This window comes from Bacillus xiamenensis (assembly GCF_000300535.1).
Classification (GTDB): domain Bacteria; phylum Bacillota; class Bacilli; order Bacillales; family Bacillaceae; genus Bacillus; species Bacillus xiamenensis.
Window position 1 is genome coordinate 33081 of sequence record NZ_AMSH01000017.1, and the last position, 21703, is coordinate 54783.

At 43.4% G+C, this 21703-nt stretch carries 19 protein-coding genes; 6 read left to right on the forward strand and 13 right to left on the reverse strand.

The annotated features are described in order from the left end of the window. Nucleotides 1-109 precede the first annotated feature (109 nt). From manA to BA1_RS08005, 11 genes are all read right to left on the reverse strand, one after another. Nucleotides 110-1060, reverse strand: coding sequence for a mannose-6-phosphate isomerase, class I (gene manA, locus BA1_RS07955; protein ID WP_008357550.1), 951 nt, complete (start codon nt 1058-1060; stop codon nt 110-112). Nucleotides 1061-1207: 147 nt separating this feature from the next. Then, a complete protein-coding gene (locus tag BA1_RS07960) occupies nt 1208-2029 on the reverse strand; it encodes a carbohydrate ABC transporter permease (RefSeq protein WP_008357551.1) in 822 nt (273 codons plus the stop codon). After that, complete coding sequence (locus BA1_RS07965; protein WP_008357554.1) at nt 2026-2997, reverse strand: carbohydrate ABC transporter permease; 972 nt, start codon at nt 2995-2997, stop codon at nt 2026-2028. Before BA1_RS07965 ends, BA1_RS07960 begins: the two co-directional genes overlap by 4 nt. A 57-nt stretch (nt 2998-3054) precedes the next feature. Then, nucleotides 3055-4323, reverse strand: coding sequence for an ABC transporter substrate-binding protein (locus tag BA1_RS07970; RefSeq protein WP_034738768.1), 1269 nt, complete (start codon nt 4321-4323; stop codon nt 3055-3057). Between the two features lie 98 nt (nt 4324-4421). Beyond that, nucleotides 4422-5840: a response regulator gene (locus BA1_RS07975; protein ID WP_008357558.1), complete on the reverse strand. Its 1419-nt coding sequence runs from the start codon at nt 5838-5840 to the stop codon at nt 4422-4424. Beyond that, nucleotides 5834-7273 carry a sensor histidine kinase gene (locus tag BA1_RS07980; protein WP_008357560.1) on the reverse strand — a complete coding sequence of 480 codons (1440 nt, stop codon included), beginning with the start codon at nt 7271-7273 and terminating at the stop codon, nt 5834-5836. The genes BA1_RS07975 and BA1_RS07980 overlap by 7 nt, the downstream gene beginning before the upstream one ends. After that, on the reverse strand, nt 7270-8271 hold the full coding sequence (locus BA1_RS07985) for a sugar-binding protein (protein ID WP_008357562.1): 1002 nt from the start codon (nt 8269-8271) through the stop codon (nt 7270-7272). Before BA1_RS07985 ends, BA1_RS07980 begins: the two co-directional genes overlap by 4 nt. A 71-nt stretch (nt 8272-8342) precedes the next feature. Next, on the reverse strand, nt 8343-8798 hold the full coding sequence (locus BA1_RS07990) for a GNAT family N-acetyltransferase (protein WP_008357564.1): 456 nt from the start codon (nt 8796-8798) through the stop codon (nt 8343-8345). Nucleotides 8799-8908: 110 nt separating this feature from the next. After that, nucleotides 8909-9517, reverse strand: a complete 609-nt coding sequence (locus BA1_RS07995) for a bifunctional 4-hydroxy-2-oxoglutarate aldolase/2-dehydro-3-deoxy-phosphogluconate aldolase (protein ID WP_008357566.1) — start codon at nt 9515-9517, stop codon at nt 8909-8911. Further along, nucleotides 9489-10505 (reverse strand): sugar kinase, encoded by a 1017-nt coding sequence (locus BA1_RS08000; protein WP_008357568.1) that lies wholly within the window; start codon nt 10503-10505, stop codon nt 9489-9491. Before BA1_RS08000 ends, BA1_RS07995 begins: the two co-directional genes overlap by 29 nt. An 85-nt stretch (nt 10506-10590) precedes the next feature. Continuing rightward, the gene (locus tag BA1_RS08005) at nt 10591-11601 is read right to left on the reverse strand and encodes a LacI family DNA-binding transcriptional regulator (RefSeq protein WP_008357570.1); all 1011 of its coding nucleotides are present in this window, start codon (nt 11599-11601) and stop codon (nt 10591-10593) included. A gap of 261 nt (nt 11602-11862) precedes the next feature. Here BA1_RS08005 and kduI point away from each other — a divergent pair, with 261 nt between their 5' ends. From kduI to BA1_RS08030, 5 genes are all read left to right on the forward strand, one after another. Then, entirely contained in the window at nt 11863-12690 is an 828-nt protein-coding gene (gene kduI / locus BA1_RS08010; RefSeq protein WP_008357573.1) for a 5-dehydro-4-deoxy-D-glucuronate isomerase, read from the forward strand. A gap of 4 nt (nt 12691-12694) precedes the next feature. After that, on the forward strand, nt 12695-13468 hold the full coding sequence (gene kduD / locus BA1_RS08015) for a 2-dehydro-3-deoxy-D-gluconate 5-dehydrogenase KduD (protein WP_008357574.1): 774 nt from the start codon (nt 12695-12697) through the stop codon (nt 13466-13468). 106 nt (nt 13469-13574) lie between these two features. Beyond that, nucleotides 13575-15041: a spore germination protein gene (locus BA1_RS08020; RefSeq protein ID WP_008357577.1), complete on the forward strand. Its 1467-nt coding sequence runs from the start codon at nt 13575-13577 to the stop codon at nt 15039-15041. A gap of 3 nt (nt 15042-15044) precedes the next feature. After that, complete coding sequence (locus BA1_RS08025; RefSeq protein WP_008357579.1) at nt 15045-16145, forward strand: GerAB/ArcD/ProY family transporter; 1101 nt, start codon at nt 15045-15047, stop codon at nt 16143-16145. Further along, the gene (locus tag BA1_RS08030; protein WP_008357581.1) at nt 16142-17287 is read left to right on the forward strand and encodes a Ger(x)C family spore germination protein; all 1146 of its coding nucleotides are present in this window, start codon (nt 16142-16144) and stop codon (nt 17285-17287) included. Before BA1_RS08025 ends, BA1_RS08030 begins: the two co-directional genes overlap by 4 nt. A 14-nt stretch (nt 17288-17301) precedes the next feature. On the opposite strand, the gene BA1_RS08035 is transcribed toward BA1_RS08030, so the two are convergent. Further along, nucleotides 17302-18699, reverse strand: a complete 1398-nt coding sequence (locus BA1_RS08035; protein ID WP_008357584.1) for a bifunctional glycosyltransferase family 2 protein/class I SAM-dependent methyltransferase — start codon at nt 18697-18699, stop codon at nt 17302-17304. 258 nt (nt 18700-18957) lie between these two features. Beyond that, entirely contained in the window at nt 18958-20322 is a 1365-nt protein-coding gene (locus BA1_RS08040; RefSeq protein WP_155887856.1) for a sugar porter family MFS transporter, read from the reverse strand. Nucleotides 20323-20593: 271 nt separating this feature from the next. On the opposite strand from BA1_RS08040, the gene BA1_RS08045 reads away from it, so the two are divergent. After that, nucleotides 20594-21559: an LCP family protein gene (locus BA1_RS08045; RefSeq protein WP_008357588.1), complete on the forward strand. Its 966-nt coding sequence runs from the start codon at nt 20594-20596 to the stop codon at nt 21557-21559. Nucleotides 21560-21703 lie beyond the last annotated feature (144 nt).

A 21703-nucleotide genomic window follows, 5' to 3' on the forward strand; every position in this document is an offset into this window, starting at 1 on the left:
CCTCTCTTAATTTTGCATATAGTCTACTAATCTCTTTATCGACAAAAACAATGGCTCTTTCAAGTCATGCAATAGAAAAATAGAGGACCCCCTGAAGCCCTCTTTTCATTTATATATGTGACACAATGAGTTCACAAGATCCTTCAATCGAGAAGCTCCCTGTTTCAGCTGGCAGGATAAAATGAGCCCCTTTTGGCAGTGGGTACGTGTTCCCATTATGCTCTAAAGACCCTTCCCCATTAATAACACTGCACAGCAAAAACGGATAGTCTTGCGAAAGCTCTACTTTTTGATCAATTTCCCATTTATACACAGAGAAATATTCTGCTTCGACAAATGTTCGAATGGTCACCCCTGGACGAGTTTCTACTGATTCATCTGCATAACCGTCTACATGAGGGACCGTTGTGACATCAATAGCTTGCGCGAAGTGAAGTTCACGCTCATTGCCATTTTGGTCTTTTCGTTCATAATCATACACCCGGTAAGTCGTATCTGAGCTTTGCTGCGTTTCAAGGACAAGCGTTCCTTCACATAGCGCATGAATGGTTCCGCTCGGCACATAATAAAAATCGCCAGGCTTAATTTTCACTCGCCGCAAGAGACCTTCCCAATCTCCGCTGTTCATCATGGTCACCAGCTCAGTTCGTGTTCTTGCATTATGACCATAAATCATTTCTGCTCCTTCTTTGCAGTCAATGATGTACCAGCACTCTGTTTTTCCAAGCTCTCCATTTTCATGTCTTCCCGCATAATCATCATCTGGATGTACTTGAACGGATAAGTCTTGGTTTGCATCTAAAATTTTGGTTAATAGCGGGAAGCGGTCGCCTTCTATTCCCCCGAACAATTCTCTGTGATTGTCCCAGAGTTCGATCAACGTTTTCCCTTTATATGGACCGTCTTGCACGACACTTGGTCCGTTTGGATGAGCAGAAATTGCCCAGCATTCTCCCGTTCGATCAGAAGGAATATCATAGCCAAATTGATCTCTTAAGGCTGTACCTCCCCATATTCTCTCCTTCAATTCAGGCAGTAAAAAAATTGGTGACTGCTTCATTCAGGATGACTCCTCCCTTTGCTACCCTTTGATAACCCTTGCCAAGCATGATGAAAACTAGCAAGTCTCAACTTTTATTATGACGCTATCTAAAGAGAAGTCAATCCTTTCAGTACACCGAATGAAAACGATAACACCCAAAATGTTTCACCCTTTAACTGAGCCTGCAAGAAGCCCTTTCACAAAGTATTTTCCAAGCAGAATATACACCAAAAGGGTCGGCAGTGCTGCCAAAATAGCCCCTGCCATCTGGACATTCCATTGTACAATTTGACTACCTGATAGATTTTGCAAGGCAACCATGACCGGCTGATGCTCCGCAGTGGTCATCGTGACCGCAAATAAAAACTCATTCCACACATTTGTGAACTGCCAAATGGCAACCACGACAAATCCCGTAATAGAAAGCGGCAGAATCATATGTCTGAAGATCCCGATAAACCCTGCTCCATCCATTTTCGCCGATTCAATCATTTCATCAGGAATGCTCACATAGAAATTGCGGAACATGAGTGTTGTGATTGGCAGGCCATATACGACATGGACAAGCACAAGACCTGGAATGGAGTTATACAAACCAATTTCACGTAAAAATTGAATGAGTGGAATGAGAATGCTTTGATACGGAATAAACATACCGAACAGCATCAACGTAAACACCACTTCTGACCCTTTGAAACGCCATTTGGACAGTACATACCCATTCATCGCACCTAATACAGCAGACAATAAGGTAGCAGGAATGACAAGGTAAAGAGAATTCATTAAATTGGGCGATAATTTTTCAAAAGCAATTTGATAGCTTGAAAAATCGAGTGTAGACGGAAGCGACCACATTCGCTCAAGCGTGACTTCACCTAATGGCTTTAAGCTTGTAACGAGCATGACATAGACAGGCATGAGAAAAAATAGACTGCACAACATCAGCAGCGCATAGAGAACTGGACGAACGAACCTTCTTGCGGTCATGATGAAGCCCCCTTCCGGCTAGACAGGAGATACGGTACGATAAAGACCGCAACAGAGATCAGCATGACGATTGCAATGGCGGCACCGCCTGCATAATGGTTTCCTCTAAAGGTCATTTCGAACATATAAACACCCGGCACATCGGTGACAAAGTTCGCACCTGGTCCTGTCATCGAGTAAATCAAATCGAAAATCTTCAAAGAAATATGAGCCATGATAATAATAACACTCGCTGTAATTGGTTTTAAAAGCGGGAAGATGATTTCCCGGTAGATTTGCCATTCAGTGGCTCCATCCATTCTAGCAGCCTCTCTCACTTCCTCTGGGATGCCTCTAAGACCTGCCAAATACATCGCTAGTGAGAACCCTGTCATTTGCCACACAGCTGCAATGACGACTGCAATCATTGCAGCTGGTACACCAAATTCAATTTCCCCCCATACAAATCCAGCTAAAATGTTCGTATCAGTGTACCACTTTGGCTGGATGCCAAGTGTTTTCAAAAACAGATTCACGCCAGTTGACGGATTTAAAATCCATTGCCACACGACACCGGTGACAACGAAGGAAAGAGCCATTGGAAAGAAGAATAAATTCCGAAAAAGTGATTCACCCTTGATTTTCTGATCTAGTAAAATGGCCAGTACAAGCCCTGAAGCAATGACCGCCCCAATAAAAAACAGCGTAAAAAAGACCGTGTTCCGAAGATCTGACTGAAAGCGAAAATCTTGAAACAGCATGACATAATTTTTCATACCTGCGAAAGAAAAATCAGGAACAAGCGAGGTCCAGTTGGTTAATGAAACATAACCTGTCCAGCCAATAAAGCCGTAAACAAAGATGAATAACAAAACAGCTGATGGTGCTAAAAATAGCAGGGCAAGCAACTGGTCTCCATTCCATTTTTTCCGAACACGTTTCACTTTTGCCGCTGGTGTTTTTGTGATCGGCGATGTGTCCATGCGCATGAAGCTACACTCCTTTTTTAAAAAAGAGGCGGTGCCTATCGGCCGCCTCTTTCGACTTTATTTCATTGCATCTTTTAAAGAAGAAACAAACTGACTGCTGTCTTTTTGTGTCACGAAAATATTGACGGCTTGGTTTGCCTTCGTCACAAAGCCTTCTTCAGCAGCTGAGCCATGTGCGAGGGACGGCGCCAGCTTTGACTCTTTAAATGCCTTCATCGCCGATTTTCCATATTCATCATATTTTGATACATCTGCATCCACACGCGCCGGAATGGACCCCTTCAGCGGATTAAACGCATCCTGACCTTCCACAGATCCCAACACAGATAAGAACTTCTTCACGTTTTCTGGCTGTTTGACACCCTTTGGCAGCCCGAATGTATCAGTGATCACCATAAAGCTTCCCTCCGTACCAGGCGTTGCCACGTATCCGAAGTCTTTGTTCACCTTCAAGTCCAGATCATTCACAAAGTATCCCTTTGCCCAGTCGCCCATAACATTCATCGCTGCTTCCCCTTTTGCCACGAGCTGTGAGGCATCCTGCCAGTTACGAGAGCTATGATCGTCATTGACGTATTCGAGCATACGTCCAAAGATGTCTGCCGCTTCCTTCACCTTGGCGTCATCCAGTTTCAAGTCGCCCGTCCAAAGTTTCTGATAATCATCTACGCCTAATACACCAAGCAGCACACTTTCAAACAAATGAGTGGCTGCCCAAGGTTCTTTATCTCCAAGCGCAAGTGGTGTAATCCCTTTTTTCTTTAATGCATCTGCTGTTTTGAAAAATTCATCAAATGTTGTGGGCGGCTCTAAGCCTTGATCTTCAAAAACCTTTTTGTTATACCAAAGCACATTGCCTCGGTGAATATTCACTGGAACGGAATAGATTTTCCCATCTTTGCTCACAAGGTCAATCAGTGATTCTGGAAATTTGTCCTTCCAGCCTTCTTTTTCATAAAGATCATCCAGCGGCTCCATTTTACCTGCCGCGACCCAGCTTTCATTCAGCTCTGCCCCGCCATGTACTTGGAAGGTAGCTGGCGGATCATTCCCTTGCATCCGGCTCGTCAGAACAGCCTTGGCATTCGTACCAGCGCCACCAGCGACAGCTGCATTTTCAATTGGAATGTCTTTATTTTTCTCTTCAAACAATTGAATGAGTGCCTTCAGCCCGTCTTCCTCACCTGCACCAGTCCACCAAGAGAAAATTTCTAGCTTCTCCGCTCCGCCCTCTTTCTTTGCATCTGAGTTCGTCGATGAACTGCAAGCAGAGATGACCAGCATACAGAGTGCCAATAAAGTTAAGCCTAATTTAAATTTCATCATGGATCCCCCATCCCTTTTTGTAAGCGTTATCAAAATAAGTATACTGGCAGATCCTTGCTTTTTTTCAGGCAAATTTCTTCACTTTTTTATGAAATTCTTCATTTTTTTACGACCTGTTTTCGATATTCTTTCGGTGAACAGCCGACCGTTTTCTTAAAGACACGACTGACGTAATTCGGATCTGTATATCCTGCTTGATAGGTAATTTCTTTTAAACTAAGCGAACTGTCTTTGAGAAGCTTCTTAATTTTGTCCAGCCGGCAGGTCGTCACATATTCTTTAAACGTCAGACCGGTCTCATCTTTAAAGCGTTTTGTGAAATAAGTTGGGCTTAATTCGACATAGGCAGCGGTTTGCTCCAGCGTGATATTTTCATAAAAATGTGTTTTAATGTATCGTTTCGCCCGCTCTATGTCATTCACTGTCTGAGTTCTTGCTTCATACAGGTCAAATAAATGCTCACAGCATTGGCGGCATTCTGCTTCCGTAGTGATCGTTAAAACAGGTAAATCTGCTCGAAGTCGTGACTTTAATAAGATGAGCAGCTCTTTTACATGTGAAATGGTCGCTCCTTCTAAATAAAAGGCATCATAATATGCTAGGGCGTCCTCTCTCCTCCCTTCTTCTAGTGCAAGCATCATGTCATCGGCAAGCTCCGGCAGATTCATTAATGGAATGGATTGCAGCTCTGTGTTGTAAAAACCATAACGAACAACGCCGCCATCCTTTTTGCGCTGATAATAGGACAGCTTAGCCTCTGCTGCACTTTTTTGAAGATGAAGCGGGTTGGAGACTGGGTGTCCCATGCCAACGACAGGGGAAGGCTGTTCTCTTGTCATGGCAGCTCGAATGGCTTGAAGTACGTCCGCCTTTAGCTGACCCGGTGCTTGATGGCTATAAATAAAGCACGTCATCAGCCCGCCGCCCGCCTGAATAGGCACCGCATTAAAAAGAGCGGATTTCTGTAAATCAATCAGTAACTGATCCCCGCCAGTCCGCTGAACAGCGATGACGAGGCCTGCTTTAAATGCCTGAAACAGCCGCTCAAACTCCATCGAGGTATCAGGCTGTCCGTTGAATACATGGGCTTCCAGCCACTTTGACTGCTGAATGACTGCTTCTTCCTGCCGCTGAGAAGCCTCCCGCTGAATTTCAGCTGCAACAGACCGAATGACTTTAATGGTTTCGTCTTTGTCAGCTGGTTTGACGAGGTATTGTTTGACCCCTTCCTGCATGGCTTGCTTGGCGTAATCAAACGTATCGTAGGCTGTCAGCATAATAAATTTTGTGTATGGACAGCTTGCTTTGATCTGTTTGATCGCTGTCAGTCCATCCATGCCAGGCATCTGAATATCCATGAGCACAAGGTCAACTGGCTCTGATCGTACAAATTCAACCGCTTTCTTTCCATTCTCAGCTTCCCCTGCAATATGACACTCTGGCAGCCATTCGGTCATGAACTTACGCATCGCCATCCGCTCAATTTTTTCATCATCTACAATCAGCACGTTCAACATGCTCGTTCCTCCTTTATCGGAATCGCCAATTGAATGGTGGTGCCTTCATTTGGCTTTGAATCAATTTGAAGCGCATCCTGCACCCCGTAAAATAAACGCAGTCTTGATATCACATTTCGAAGACCAATCCCTGTCGAGTGGCCTTTACTGAGTGTGTTCGAATCATCCTCTTCTTGCGATAGCAATCTCTTTTTCTCTCTATCACTGATTCCAAGTCCATTATCCTGAATCCGAATCATCACAAAGCCTTTGTCTCGATAGATAGAGAGCTTAACAAGCCCGTTCTCCTCCTTTGGTTCTACCCCATGAATAAAGGCATTTTCGACAAGCGGCTGTAAGGTGAGACTTGGAATATGAACAGATAGACATGACTCATCTATGGTCGTTTTACATGTAATGCGATCGGCAAATCTCGTTTCTTGTATATGAAAATATTCTTTGACCACTTTCACCTCTTGTTCTAACGTGACGGACGTGCTGAGAGGAGATAACGAATACCGCATCAGTGTAGAAACAGATTGAATCAATTTCGATGTCGCATCAGCTGACTCTAAGTAAGCCATACGTGATACGATGTTTAATGTATTAAATAAAAAGTGTGGATTCATTTGGTTTTGCAGTGTTTTCAACTTCATGTCTTTGATTTTTTGATCTAAGGCAGCCTTTTGTTTCATCTCTTCAATCATCACCTTCATCTCTTGCCGCATTCGTTGAAAGGCATCATTTAACACAGAGATTTCGTCCTTTGATGTCACATGCAAATTCGGCCCATCAAAATGACCTTCTGATACTTCTTTGGCACTCCGAGATAGATGAACAATTGGTCTTGAGATTCCGCCAGCAATCATATAAGCCATCCATAATGCGATCCCTATGGATAACGTAAACAGGCACAGAGTAAAGAGCGCATACGTATGATGTCTTTTTTGAAGTGATTGATAGAGTACCTGATACTCAGATAATTCATCATCCAGAAGGGTCATCGTCTGCTCTTGTATATAAGAGGAGACGGTTCTTACTTCTTTCACACTTGCAGCATATTCTTTGATTTTCCCTTCTTTGACATGAGTCATGGTCGCATCACTTTCATTCATGAGCGTCCGCATCATATATTGATATTTTTCAATGGAGGGAATTGCGGCATGAAGCCCTGCATCTTTCAGGAGCATCTGATCATAGGACGTCATTTTCTGTTTCGATTCACCATATTCTTTAGCAAACTGTCGGTCCTTTTCAATGGCATAGGCATTGACCTTTTCATACATCGTTTTTGCTTCTGTCGATATATCATTCAGCAGGAGAAAGGAACGAAAGCTCTTGCTATATTCTGATGTTATTTTCGAGCTGCTCCAATAAACAAAAAAAGCGGCCACGTTGCCAAGGAGCACAAGGATTAAAAATGCCAATAATAATTTACTTCGAATCCGCTTCATGGCTGAACCCCCTGCAGCTTTTCTGCTTGATAAAGAGGCAGGTCCTTCCGCCGAATCACACTGGTTCCCGTGTACTGAAGCGGCTCTTCTTTTTCACCTTTTTGCAAACGAACAAGTGATTCAACCGCTTGGTAGCCCATTTCATAAGGATGCTGCACGACCACCGCATCAATTTCTCCTTCATCAAGCGCCTGAATCGTATCAGGCAAAGTGTCAAATGCGAGCACATAAAAATCAGCAGAAGATCGATATTGCTCTGTTGCTTGAATGATGCCTACACCGTCTAATGCACTTGTTCCATAAAATGCAGTGAGCTCCGCATGATCGTTTAGTAGTTTATACGCAGCACCGGAAGCCCCTGATTTCGTAATGGCTGATTCTTCTATGCCAACAAGATGAATGCGTTTTTCAGCAGAAACTGCATCTCGAAATCCCTTCACGCGAAGCTTCTGGTGGATCGCATCAAGCCGCCCTGTGACAATGCCAACATACTGTTCGCCTTTTGTATCTGCGATGAGCGCCTGTCCTGCAATAAAACCTGAATAATAATTATCCGTTCCAACATACACTTGGCGCTTGCTCTCCTCTGCATCGGTATCGACTGTGACGACATCAATCCCTTTTTCCCTCGCTTTTTGAAAGAGAGGCTTGTATTTCGTCGCATCAAGTCCCTGCGTCATAATGCCATCTACATGCCCGGCAATCGCCATATCAATGGTTTTCAGGTGATCATCTACATCAGCCTGCTTTGGACCCAGATATTCAAGATACACACGATGAACTTCAGCCGCATCAGCAGCTCCCTTTTGCACCAATTGCCAATATTCATTATCAAGTTCCTCCGGCACAAGGACAAAGTGATATTGATATGTTGACACCGCCTTTTCGGAAACGCTTTCAATTTTAACTAGATCTACACCTAATACACATAAAAAACCCACGGATACCACACAAAATGTGAGAAATGCGCCCATTCCAATCCACTTAGACCATTTCACGCATATCCCCCTCCTTCCATTGTTACCGCATAAAAAAAAGAGCTGCTTATAAAAGCATACTCTCTCGACCTCTATAATTCCTTTGTCATAAATAAACTGTTTGGATCTTCTTGATATGAACCAAAAGGCGGGCAATATTGAAACCCAAAGCTTTCATATAATTTTCTTGCCGGTTCAAAGAAAGCAATCGCACCCGTTTCAAGGCTGACTCGTGTATAGCCTCGCTTCTTCGCCTCTTGGAGAAGATGGGTAAGCAGATGCTTCGCTACCCCTTTTCGCATATGGGCTGCCGCTGTCCTCATTGATTTGAGTTCCCCATGTTCACTTGATAACTCCTTGATGGCTCCGCAGCCAAGAAGCGACTCCCCATCCCACACACTCCACACTGTGACATCTTCTTTTTTCAAATCATCTAGTGGAAGAGCATGAATGCTTTCTGGCGATGAATGCTTCTTCATCTCTACTAAATGGCCGGCAATCAACTGTTCTATCCGTCCATCTTTTAGTTCATCTTGTTGAATGTACATACCAATCTCTCCTTTATACACATTGTACGTGAAAAGGTGCGTCTTCCCCGCTATGATGTCAGATAAACGAACAAACAACCGGCGTCCATGAGCCAGTTGTTTGTTGTCATCTATATGATGGATGAGGAGAGAACAGCTTGTAATTCTTCTGCTGTACTGCTTTCAAGCTGGCTGCCAACACCTACGGCTACTGCTCCTGCTTCGAGCCATTTAGGGACATCAACTGGATGAATACCACCAGTTGGAATGAATTCAATTTCAGGAAATGGACCTTGTAAGTTTTTCATATAGGACAAACCGAAGGAGCCGCTCGGAAAAAGTTTTAACAAACTGTATCCATTGGCTTTTGCCTGCATGATTTCACTCGGGGTCAGGACACCTGGTACATAGAGTGTATCGTGAAAGGATAGATGCTCTCCGATTACAGGAAGATATCCCGGGCTGACAATAAACTGAGAGCCTGCCTCAATGGCTGATTGTGCCTGTTCAAGTGTCGTAATGGTTCCCGCTCCAACAATGAGGTCTTGCTCATGCCGAAAGGATGCGATGATGCGTTCGGCATTTGGGGTAGTATACGTCACTTCAATGGCACGCACCCCTTTTTTCTTTAAACGCTCAATCATCCCTAGCCCCTCTGCCTCACTATCTGCTCTAACTACTGCAATCAGTTTACAAGCCGAAAGCTGCTCTTTAACGCTCAAACTTGCTGACTTTCCCATACTTCTCATCCTCCTTCATTTCGTTTCGCCTTTGATATCGTTTTGCTTCTTTCATAAATGCCTGAAGCTTCTCCCGCGTAGGCAGTCCATCATGATCTCCCGGCGACATAACCGCAAGTGCCCCAATGGCATTACCCCTTGTTACGGATTTTTCATATGATAAGCCGTCAAGCAGGCCGCTAATGACCCCAACTGCAAATCCATCACCAGCACCGACCGTATCAACGACATCTTGAACATGAAAACCCTCGACAATGCCTTGACCGGCTGCACTTTTAAAAAAGGCACCTTCCGCTCCGAGCTTAATGACCACGAGCTTGACACCTTTTTGCAAATAAACGTCTGCAATCTCTTCCGGCTCATGACACCCCGTGAGTCTTTGCCCTTCTGCAAGTCCGGGGAAAAACCAATCTACTTGAGAAGCCATCTGGTTCACCGTATGAATCATATCTTCTTCCTCTTCCCAAAGCTGAAACCTAAGGTTCGGGTCAAATGAAATCGTTTTTCCTGCTCCCTTCATTTCTTTTAGGGCATGAAAAGAGAACGCTCTCATTTCACTGGACACTGCAGGTGGAATGCCTGTCAAATGAAGGTGTCCGGCCTGATTAAAATAGGCGGAAGGAAAGTCGCTTGGATTCATGGTGCTCGCAGCAGAGCCTTTCCGGTAATACGTCACATCCGGATCTCCGTTGATGACTTTTGATTTCAGCAATATCCCCGTTTGGGACCCATCATTTGAACGGAGCACTGCATTTGTATCGACCCCTTCTTTTTGAAGCTCTTCTAAAACAAATGTGCCAAGTGAGTCTGCTCCGACTTTGCTCATCCAGCCTACCTCAAAGCCTAACCTTGCCAAGCCGATAGCGACGTTACTCTCTGCACCAGCAAGTGCTTTTTTGAACGTATTCACTTGATGAAGCTCCCCAATTTCTTTTGCATAAAACATCGCCATTGATTCCCCAAATGTGATCACATCCAATGCTTTCACTCCATTTTCCCCTTTCTTGGTACCGGTTTCAAATTAGTTGAAAAAGAGAGAGCATGCACGTATGGATACTCTTCTCTGCCTTCGCTTATATAGATTTTCTCACCATGATTTCACCATCGAGTTGAATGGTTTGGGGAGCACTTTCATCCCCTTCAAGCCGCGTTTTGATTTTTTGCATGGCTGCTTTCCCCATTTCATGAGATGGCTGTGCAACCGTTGTGATTCCTGGACCTATCAGCTTATACCATTCTGTATCATCAAATCCGGCAATGCCTGTCTCCTCAGGAATCTTTACCCCAAGCTCCACGAGTTCACTGATGAGCTTCAGCATGAGTAATCCATTGCCGGCTAAAATTGCTTTTTTCTGGTTGTTTGATTGTAAAAAACGACGAACCTCATGCCGAATTTGTTCCTTTTGCTTCAAATTGATTTCTGCAATCATGGGCTTCTTATGTTTACTCATGACCGTCTGTTCATATGCTTCTTTCCGTTCTTCACGAGGACTAATCCCATCGACCGGCTCAGTAAAGAAAGCGATGTGCTCGTAGCCTTTTTCATACATTTGATGGAGTAGACGAATCGTGATATCTCGGTTATTCGTTGTCACAGTGTCGACCTTGAGTTCAGGTAATTTACGGTCCACAAGAACAATCGGTACACCGTTTTTCTTAAAATCTTGCAGAATGTCATTGTTTTGACCAGTCGTATTGATGATCAGCCCTTCAATATAATGCGCATTCAGCTTCAGAAGCATTTCTCGTTCTTTTTCTGGACGATTATCTGTGTTGCACACCATGATGCTGTAACCATATTCATCACAAATTTCTTCAACACCGCGAAGTGTCGCCACAGAGAAAGGATTCGTAATATCGGCCACAATAAAACCAATGACCTTGCTTTTTCTTACTTTCAACCCTTGAGCAAGCTGACTCGGACGATAATGGAGCTCATCAATGGCTTTTTTAATCTTTTTTACTTTTTCAGTAGAAATTTCATTTGTTCTACCATTGATGTACCTGGATACAGTTGATTTTGAGACACCTGCATAAGCTGCAACTTCGTTAATGGTGACCTTCGTTTGCTTTTTCTCTTTCATTCAAAAAAACTCCCACGTTCGATCTTCTGATTTGTTTCGAAACCGATTTCAAATAAACTTAAAAAAAGCATATCATAAGTTGATGAATATCAGAAGATTTTTTTTTATAATCATGAAGAAAAATCCTTTTATATAAATAAAGAAAACGATTTCAAATTAACGGTTGACGCCGCTCTCTTTTTCCTCTAAAATTTTCCTTGAAACCGATACCAAATAAAATATCCATATGTTGTTTCAGATGGAAAGGGAGGCTTATCTTAAATGGAAAATCGTTATGCTGTACATCCTGAGCAGGTCAAGCGTTTTACAACAGAGGAACTTCGTCGTCATTTTCATATTCCTACACTATTTGTCAGTGGTGAATTGAAGCTGTATTATTCGCATGAGGATCGCGTGGTGATTGGTGGCGTCATGCCAAAATCAGAACCGATCAAATTGGATGCCGGCGACTTTTTACGTACGGATTATTTCCTTGAAAGACGGGAGATTGGCATCGTGAATGTCGGCGGGCAGGGAACGGTCACAGTCGATGGTGAGTCTTTTGTGCTGGAGCATAAAGATTTCTTATATATTGGACTTGGACACGAACATGTAGAATTTGCTAGCTCATCAGGCGAGCAGGCCAAGTTCTATCTTGTGTCAGCCACTGCTCATAGAGCGTACCCTACGCAAAAGGCAGCCATCGCTGACTTAACACCGAATCACTTAGGGGAAGCGGCGGCCTCAAACGTACGAAATCTGTATCAAGTCATCCATGCAGACGGCATCCAAAGCTGTCAGCTGATGATGGGGATTACTCAGCTTGAAACCAACAACACATGGAACACGATGCCTGCTCATATTCATGATCGGCGGATGGAAGTGTACTTATATCTTGATATAGAAGAAGATGCACGTGTCTTTCATTTTATGGGGGAGCCATCTGAAACGAGACATCTCGTTGTTGCAAATGAAGAAGCGGTCATTTCACCTGCGTGGTCCATTCATTCAGGCTCAGGTACAGCGAATTATTCATTTATTTGGGCAATGGCGGGAGAAAATTACACGTTCAAAGATATGGACTTTGTCCCAATGGACCAGTTGAGGTAATGAGATGACGACGACATCCTATGTAGCGTCCCTCTTTTCCCTTGAAGGCAAAACAGCTCTTGTCACAGGTCCTGGAACTGGTATTGGTCAAAGCATCGCTGTGGCGCTTGCCAGTTCAGGTGCAGATATCATTGGCACATACCACCATACACCCCTTGATGAAACAAAATCGCTTGTTGAACAGGCAGGCAGATCATTTCATGCGGTTCAAGTAGACTTTGCAGATCCTCCGTCTGCTCAGCAGGATATCGATGCCCTTTTAAAACAGCATACAATTGATATTTTAATCAATAATGCTGGTACTATTAAAAGAGAGCAAGCGGCTCATTATTCAGAGGAAGACTGGCATACGGTCATCAATGTGAATATGAACAGTCTCTTTTTCCTCACGCAAAAGGTCGGACAGCAGATGCTGAAAAAAGGGCAGGGAAAAATCGTCAATATCGCCTCGCTTCTATCGTTTCAAGGCGGTGTCTTTGTCCCGGCCTATACGGCGAGTAAGCATGCAGTCGCAGGGTTGACGAAAGCTTTTGCAAATGAATGGGCAAGCCAGCACATTCAGGTGAATGCGATTGCCCCAGGTTATATTGCAACCAATAACACGCAAGCCATTCGGGACGATGAGAATCGGAATGAAGAGATTCTCAAACGAATCCCTGCTGGACGCTGGGGACGGCCTGAGGATCTAGCCGGTGCCGCCGTATTCCTCAGCTCACCCGCCTCCGATTATATGAACGGTCATATTTTAGCCGTAGATGGCGGCTGGCTTGCGAGATAAACATATGGAGAGAATTCCTATTTTCAGGGATTCTCTTTTTTCTATTTGCATAATTCTCCCCCTTCCGAGTCACTCTATAAAAAACATGATATGAGGGTGAGGTAATATGAAAAGTCGTATTGAACCAGATATACAGTCCGTCATCAAGCGCGTCAAAAGCTTTGCGGGGAAAAGTGATGATATCGTGTTCCATTCTTTTTCATTTGGTCCTTCCACTATCTCTGCATGTCTCGTGTACGTTGAAGGACTCACAGAATTCGAGATGCTTTCCAAACAAATCATTTCACCAATGCAAAAGGAACTGAAGATCACTGAAGTCGATCACACTACACTTCCTTCCCTTTCTAAAACATTCTTTGGCATTCAAAATGAAGTACTGGTAGATATAAACCTTGCCATTGAGCAGTTATATAGCGGCAGGGCTATTTTATTTGTGGATGGAGCGACGCAAGCGCTTGCGCTCCAAACAAATCTTTTTCAATTTAGAGAAGTAGAGGAGCCGCAATCTGAAGTCCTTGTAAGAGGACCACGGATTGGATTTATTGAGAACCTTGAAAAAAACACAGCTTTACTTCGTGAACGGGCAAACGATCCGAACCTTGTCATTCAAAAGGTAAACATAGGTACTCGTAACAAGAAGTCTGCCGCTCTCGTGTATGTTCGTGATATTGCAGATCCCAAACTAGTAGAAGATGTTCAATCTCGCATGAAGCGAATCAAAATGGACGATATCCCTGAAACCGGCTATATCGAACAGCTAATCGAGGACAGTCACGTCTCCATTTTTCCACAGATTCAAAACACAGAACGCCCTGACCGGGTGATCGCCGCTGTGCTTGAAGGGAAGATTTCCATTTTACTCAACGGTACGCCTTTTGCGCTCATCATGCCTATGACACTGACTGCCTTGATGCAATCGCCAGAGGATTATTATCAGAGGTGGACAAGCGCCACCCTTTTACGTTTACTCCGTTATATTGCGGTACTGCTGACTATTTTTTTACCAGGACTCTACATCGCCCTTGTTTCCTATCATCCCGGCTTATTACCAACACGAATGGCACTCACCATCGCAGGTAGCCGGCAAAATGTTCCCTTCTCTCCTGTCGTTGAAGCCATCCTCATGTCGTTTACGATTGAACTGCTGCGGGAAGCCGGGCTTCGCCTTCCGAGGGCGATTGGGCAGACGATTGGACTGATTGGCGGTGTCATTATTGGGCAGGCAGCTGTACAAGCCAATATCGTCAGTGCATTAATGGTCATTATTGTGTCACTGACTGCCTTGGCCGATTTTACTGCACCCTCATATGACTTTAGCTTCCCATTACGAATTCTGCGGTTTATGGCGATTTTCAGTTCAGCGATGTTTGGTTTATACGGCTTAATCATGTGCTATTTATTTGTGCTTTGCCACTTGATGCAATTAAAGACCTTTGGTTTCGACTATTTCACACCTGTTTTGTCTTCACCGTTTTCAGACTTAAAGGATACGTACGTTCGTTTACCGATAGGGCTATTTAAATCGAGACCGAAAACAACCAAGACAAAAAATATCAAAAGACAAGGAGAGTAAACGATGTACAGAGCTGAGAAGCTATCATTGTTACAAGTCACCATTCTGTGCAGTTCTACAATGATAGGCGCTGGAATATTAACCATTCCACGCAGTTCTGCCAATTCAGGGTTCCCTGATGGCTGGATCATTGTATTAATACAGGGAGTCATCTTTGCTTTCATTGCGTTTTTGCTAGGTTGGATCGCTGAAAAGAATGCACCGGACACCATTTTTGAGTCAAATACAAGAGGAGCCGGCGCATTCTTTGGCACGATGTTTAATTTAATGCTAATTGCATATTTACTAGCCATTGTCGGCTTTGAGGCGCGTGTACTTGGGGAAGTGGTTCAGTTTTTCCTGCTGCAAGAAACCCCTATGACGGTGATTGTCATGATTTTTTTACTCGTGGCGATCTATCATTTGAAAAGCGGGATCTTTCCAACAGTAAAAATAGTGACATATATTTATCCAATCACCATGGTCATCTACATTGGGCTCATGCTGTTTTGTCTGAAAATATTCGATTTTGATTATTTACGCCCTGTCATGGCGCACGGTTTTAAGGATTTTCGTAACCTGTTTCCTCAAACCTTTATTCAATTTACAGGCTTTGAAGTGATTTTGTTCGTTATACCGCTTATGTATAAAGAGAAAAGGTCGAAAGCGAAATGGGCGGCAGCAATCGGTGTCGGGATCACATCTCTTGTCTATTCCCTCACGCTTTTTGTTGTGATTGGCTCCATGACAGTTGGAGAAACGAAATCCCTCACGTGGCCGACAGTTTCTCTCATTCAAGCGCTTGAAATTGAAGGCGTATTTATTGAACGATTTGATATTTTCTTACTGACGATTTGGACATGCCAGCAGTTCATTTGTATGCTTGGTTTTTTCCAATTTGCCATTAAAGGCTGCCAAACAGTCTTTAAGACCACCAATTTAATGAGACTGCTATGGGTGCTATTTGTGATTTCCGCAGCATTGTCTCTTTTTCCGAGAAATATCAATGAAGTCTTTTACTACTCTACTTTACTCGGCTATTCGCTGTTCGCTATTTTAGCCATTCCTTTTATAACAGCTGTTCTTCTGATGATACGTAAAAAATGGGGAGGTCGTTCTGCATGAGAGGACGTCATTTATTGCTATTGTCTATGTCCTGCTGTCTTTTACTACTATCAGCAGGCTGCTGGGACTTAAAGGATATTGAAAAATTATCGTTTGTGCGTGGTGTTGGCATTGACGAGGAGGGTGACAACGGAGTCAAGCTCACCTATCAAAACCTTGTACCAAAAATGGGTGGAACACAAGAAACAGACTCTCCTGGCTATGTGAATGTGGTCTCGAAGGGGAAAAATGTACTGGAGGCTGTGAGTACCGTTGCCTTGAAAGGACCGCCGATCTATAGTGATCATCTTAAAATCTTTTTGTTCGGCAAAAATCAAGCAGAGCATCATGATATTCAAGGGACACTGAATCACTTTATACGAGATGATGAGGTTCGAAGAAGCAGCTACATCCTAGTGTCACGAGGTGATGCGTCAAAGGTGATCAACCAAAAATTAAAATCACAGCAAAAGGTTCCAGTTGAGCATATCTTTGAAACATCGAAAAACCGGAGCTTTAACGGAAAGATTTTACTGCCGACACGTATTGGCCGAGCGTCCGATTACTTTCAGATGGGCACAAGCTTTCTTGTCCAAAGTGTAGATGTAGTAGACGGTGAACTCACATACGATGGAGCAGGCATCATCCATGGGAAAACGAGAAAGCTCATAGGATTCATCCCAGCAAAAGATGTCCAATCCTTAAACTGGGTCATGAATCGCATTTCAGGCGGAGTCGTACCAGCCACCTACAAAGGCTTTCCAATCACGTATGAAATGAAGCAAGCAAAATCAAAGGTCGAACCCTATCTGAAGGATGGAAAGATTTCCTTTACCATTCATGTGCAAACAAGCGGGAAGCTATCAGAGGATCAATATCCCCCTGAAAACTCATTCGATAAACATTACATCAAACGATTTGAGCGCATTTTTGCCAACAAAATGAAGGAGCGGATTCATAAAGCTGTTAACCACATGCAAAAAGAAGTTGGTGTTGATCCGATCTTTTTAAATCAGCAGGTGCGCATCAAGTATCCTGATTTTTGGGAACAGCATCGAGACGAGTGGGACACACTATTCCAAGAAGTAGACATTGATTATAAGATAAAAGTCAACATCTTAAACTTTGGTGCAGAGGGCGCAACGAAAAGCTTTAAATGGTAACAGCAAAAAGGCGGTTATCCCATGGGGGAACTGCCTTTTTTACGAGCCACAATTAAAAGTTGGTATAATGTCACGTGATCGGATAATGCTTTTGTTTGAAAGCCAAGTGCTTCTCCTACTCTCGCCACTTCGTCAAAAAATAATTGGACGTTTTGATCAATTTGCACATTGATTGGCTGTGTGTTCACAAGGTCAAACAAATGCTCTGGAAAGAGTGCGCTCATCGTTTTTGGTGTGAAAAACCTCATATGCGTTCGATCTAGAATCCCCGCATCTTGATACGTAAAATCACCTGTCATTAATGGCAGGAGCACTTCTGCATGCATCATATTAGGCAAGCAGCAAATGATCACGCCCCCTGGCTTTAAAGACGCGTGCGCTTGAGCAATCAGTTCCCATGGATCTGACATATGCTCTAATACATCAGAAAATATGATGGCATCAAAAAAAGTTTCCTTCTCTGACAACGGATACTCATCTGCTTTTGCCTCAATGACTTCTTTGTAATATGCCTTTGCAATCTCTGCTTTTAGTGCATCTGCCTCCACTCCGTACATGTCAACAGACTGCCGATTGATAAGCTCAAGTCCTGTCGCCCCTGCACCGCATCCCATATCCAGCACACATACGGCATCCTTAGGAAGCAGAGCTGTAAAGTATGGATGGGGCGCTATGAGGTTTAAATCAATGCCCCATTTATCTAAAAACCGAAGCCTGTTCTCGGCAAACAGTGTAGAGATGTTTGTCTCCTGATTCGCATGGAAGGTTGCATGACCGTGATGATGCACAAATGAATCATGGACGATTTGCAGCTGATATCCCTTTAATAATGAACGCAAACAAAGGTCGTCATCTTCAAATGACCCATATCCAAACCGCTCATCAAAAAACCCCACATCCTCGATCAGCTTTCTTTTTACCAGCAAACAAAACCCAACAAGTCTATGCACATACGTCCTCTGACCTTTCCTCGCAGCCGTATATTCCTTAGCAAAAGCAGGAAGCTCCTTCACATCTGTGTACGATGGATGAACGAGCTGAGGACCACTCACATAATTAGAGACTGGTCCCACCATGCCAATACGTTCTGATGCAAATAATGCCTCTTTTAATGGAGAAAGCCAGTTTTCAGTTACGATCGTGTCGTTATTTATAAAGAGAATACTGTCTCCTGTCGCTCGTTTCGCTCCTTGATTACAGCCCTTTGCAAAGCCTTGATTCTTCTCGTTATCAATGAACACGACATCTTCCAGTTCTCTGATATATTCCTTCGTACCGTCTGATGAGGCATTATCTACTACGATGAGTTCATATTGGTCACTTCGGGTATGCTGCTTGATGCTGTCGATACATGTTTTGGTTAAGTGCAGTTCGTTGTACGTCAGCATGACAATGCTCGTTTTCCCTTTCATCTCACTCCACCTTTCGCCCGCCTGTTACATATGTATGTCATATGCAGCACGTTCAGAAGATGAGAGATTGTCTTTTCTTGATTAAACGTTTGTTTAACAAAGGGCTAAAATGAACTTGATTTATCCCTTTGTCTTCTTTTCATCGTGATAGAGAACCTTTGCATTCTAGGAATTACGAGTACCGGCACGCAGGACTGCGGGCGAATGCGAGGGTTTGTCTATACGCTGAGACTAGCCGCTGTATGTAGCTAGTCTTTTTTATACCGTTTCCCCTTCATCATTGACGACGGTGCGGTTTCTCTTTTTTAAATCTGCTTCAATCTCTTCAAGACTTTTCCCTTTCGTTTCTGTGACTAAGTATTTCACAAACAAGAAGGCGCCTATGCCAATGACCGCATAAATCAGGAACAGATGACTGATGCCAATCGCACTTAACAAAGCTGGGAATGTAAGCGAGATGATCAAATTCCCTGTATGAAGCAGGAAGGTCGATACCCCCGTACCGATTCCCCGGACATGTACTGGGAACAGCTCTGGCAGCATCACCCATACGACTGGACCCCAGCTGACAGCAAAGATCACAATGAAGAGTCCTAAACAAATAATCGTTGTCCATCCAGCGGCTGTTGATCCTTCGAAAAATCGATTCACTACCGACAGGACAATTAAACTAAGGACCATACCGGCATTCCCAAATAGGAGTAACGCTTTACGCCCGACACGATCAATGATTTTGATCGCCACAAACGTCATGACGACATTGACCGCACCAATACCCACAGTTCCTAAAATCGCCGCTGAATCGCCAAAGCCGACACTTGTGAATGTTTTAGGTGCATAGTAAATGATCGTATTTGTACCAATAAACTGCTGTAAAAAGGCTAAACCGACACCAGCGATTAAAGCTGGGCGCACCCATGGTTCAAATAACTCCTTCAAACCGCCCTTCTCTTCACTTTCCGCCTTTTGTATATCTGACATTTCTTCTTCAACTTCTTGCTTACTCTGTCTAAGTTTTGACAATATCTCTTTCGCCCGGTCCCTCTGTCCATGGACAAACAGCCAGCGGGGGCTTTCAGGCATAAACAAAATACCAAATAATAGTAAAATAGAAGGGACGACGGCAATCCCAAGCATCAGACGCCATGCCTCTGCATCCGCTAAAACGTAGTTCACGATATAGGCGAGAAGAATACCGAATGTGATCATGAGCTGGTTTAAAGAGGACAGTGCCCCTCTTGATTCCTTTGGAGCAAGTTCAGATAAATATAATGGAACAATCGTCGTCGAGCAGCCTACTGCAAGCCCCAGTACGATTCTGAATAAGACCATCATCTCCGTATTTGGTGCAAGAGCTGTTCCAAATCCGCCAATAATAAATAAAATCGCTGCGGCGATAATGGCTTTTTTCCGTCCAAATTGGTCTGTCAGCTTCCCAGAAAGAGAAGAACCAAGCATTGCCCCAATTAAAATTGAGCTGACGACAAGCCCCTCCGTAAAAGCATTTAAACCTAAATCGTCTTTCATAAATAAAATGGCGCCAGAAATGACACCTGTATCGTAACCATATAAGGCGCCGCCAAGTGCGCCGAAGAAATAAAGCCACCCATTCCGATTTTTCATGCTCATAACCCCTCTTTTATCTATGTCTTGACTGGATGATTCTCTATGAAAAATCATTTTCCTCACTTCCTGCCAATTCAAACATTTCGATGTTTTATGACAAATATATTTCATTTGCGTATCATTGAAACTTTTTACGATAAGGAAACGTCAATTAAGCGTTGATGAAAAAATGTCGCACTATATCCCGTTTTAAGGTATATTTGTTTTAGTTTGTAAACATGAAGAAGGACATCTTTACTATAAAAATCATAGCGAGGGTTTAAAATATATGAATCAATCACGAAGCAAACGCAAAGGTAAAAAGCGTTTAAAACCATGGGTGAAAGTCACTCTTTTTATATTTGGTATTCTTTTACTGACAACCGCTTCTGTCACAGGCTATGCCTACTATAAAGTGACAACTGCTGCGCAAAAAGCACAAGTATCTCTAGAACGCGGTGCACAATCAGTCAAACGGATTGAAGCATTCGATCCTGGGAAAGACAGCTTTTCTGTCTTACTGCTTGGAATAGACAGCAGATCAGGCGAAACAGTCAAACAAGCACGAAGCGATGCCATGGTCTTGGCGACAGTCAACCGTACAAATAAAACTGTGAAATTATTAAGCATTCCAAGGGACTCCTATGTGAATATTCCAGGTCATGGCTATGATAAAATTACACATGCCCACGCATTTGGTGATGCAGATTTAACGGTGAGTACAGTGGAGAATTTACTAGATATTCCAGTTGATTTTGTCATTGAAAGTAATTTCAAAGCATTTAAGGAAATTGTGAATGAACTTAATGGTGTTTCTATTAACATTAAAGATGAATATGTAGTCAAACAGATTCAAAAAGATACAAAGGGCAAGGTTGTGCTTCAAACGGGGACGCAGACACTTAATGGCGATCAAGCTCTCGCCTATGTGAGAACGAGAAAAGCAGATAATGATTTAATGCGCGGACAGCGTCAAATGGAAGTATTAAAAGCCATTTTTGATAAATCAAAATCATTAACATCTATTCCGTCATATGACAATATCATTGATACACTTGGTGAGAATGTCTCAACCAACCTATCCATGAAAGAATTAATCGGTCTCTTCCCGCTTCTGACTTCATTGAAATCTGTTGATACCATTCAATTAAAAGGATCTGACTATCAGCCAAACGGCGTTTATTATTACCAATTAGATCAAAATCAACTGAACGAAGTAAAAGCTGAATTAAAGAAACAGCTTGAATTATCGTAAGCAGAAATCGTCCCTTTGTCTTCTTTCCAGCGTGACCTGAAAACCTTTGCAGTCTAGGAAGGCCGAGTACCGGCGCGGAGCGAATTTAACATTCGTGAGCACCGGCACGAAGCACTGCGGGAGTCTCAGCTGGTTTTATATATA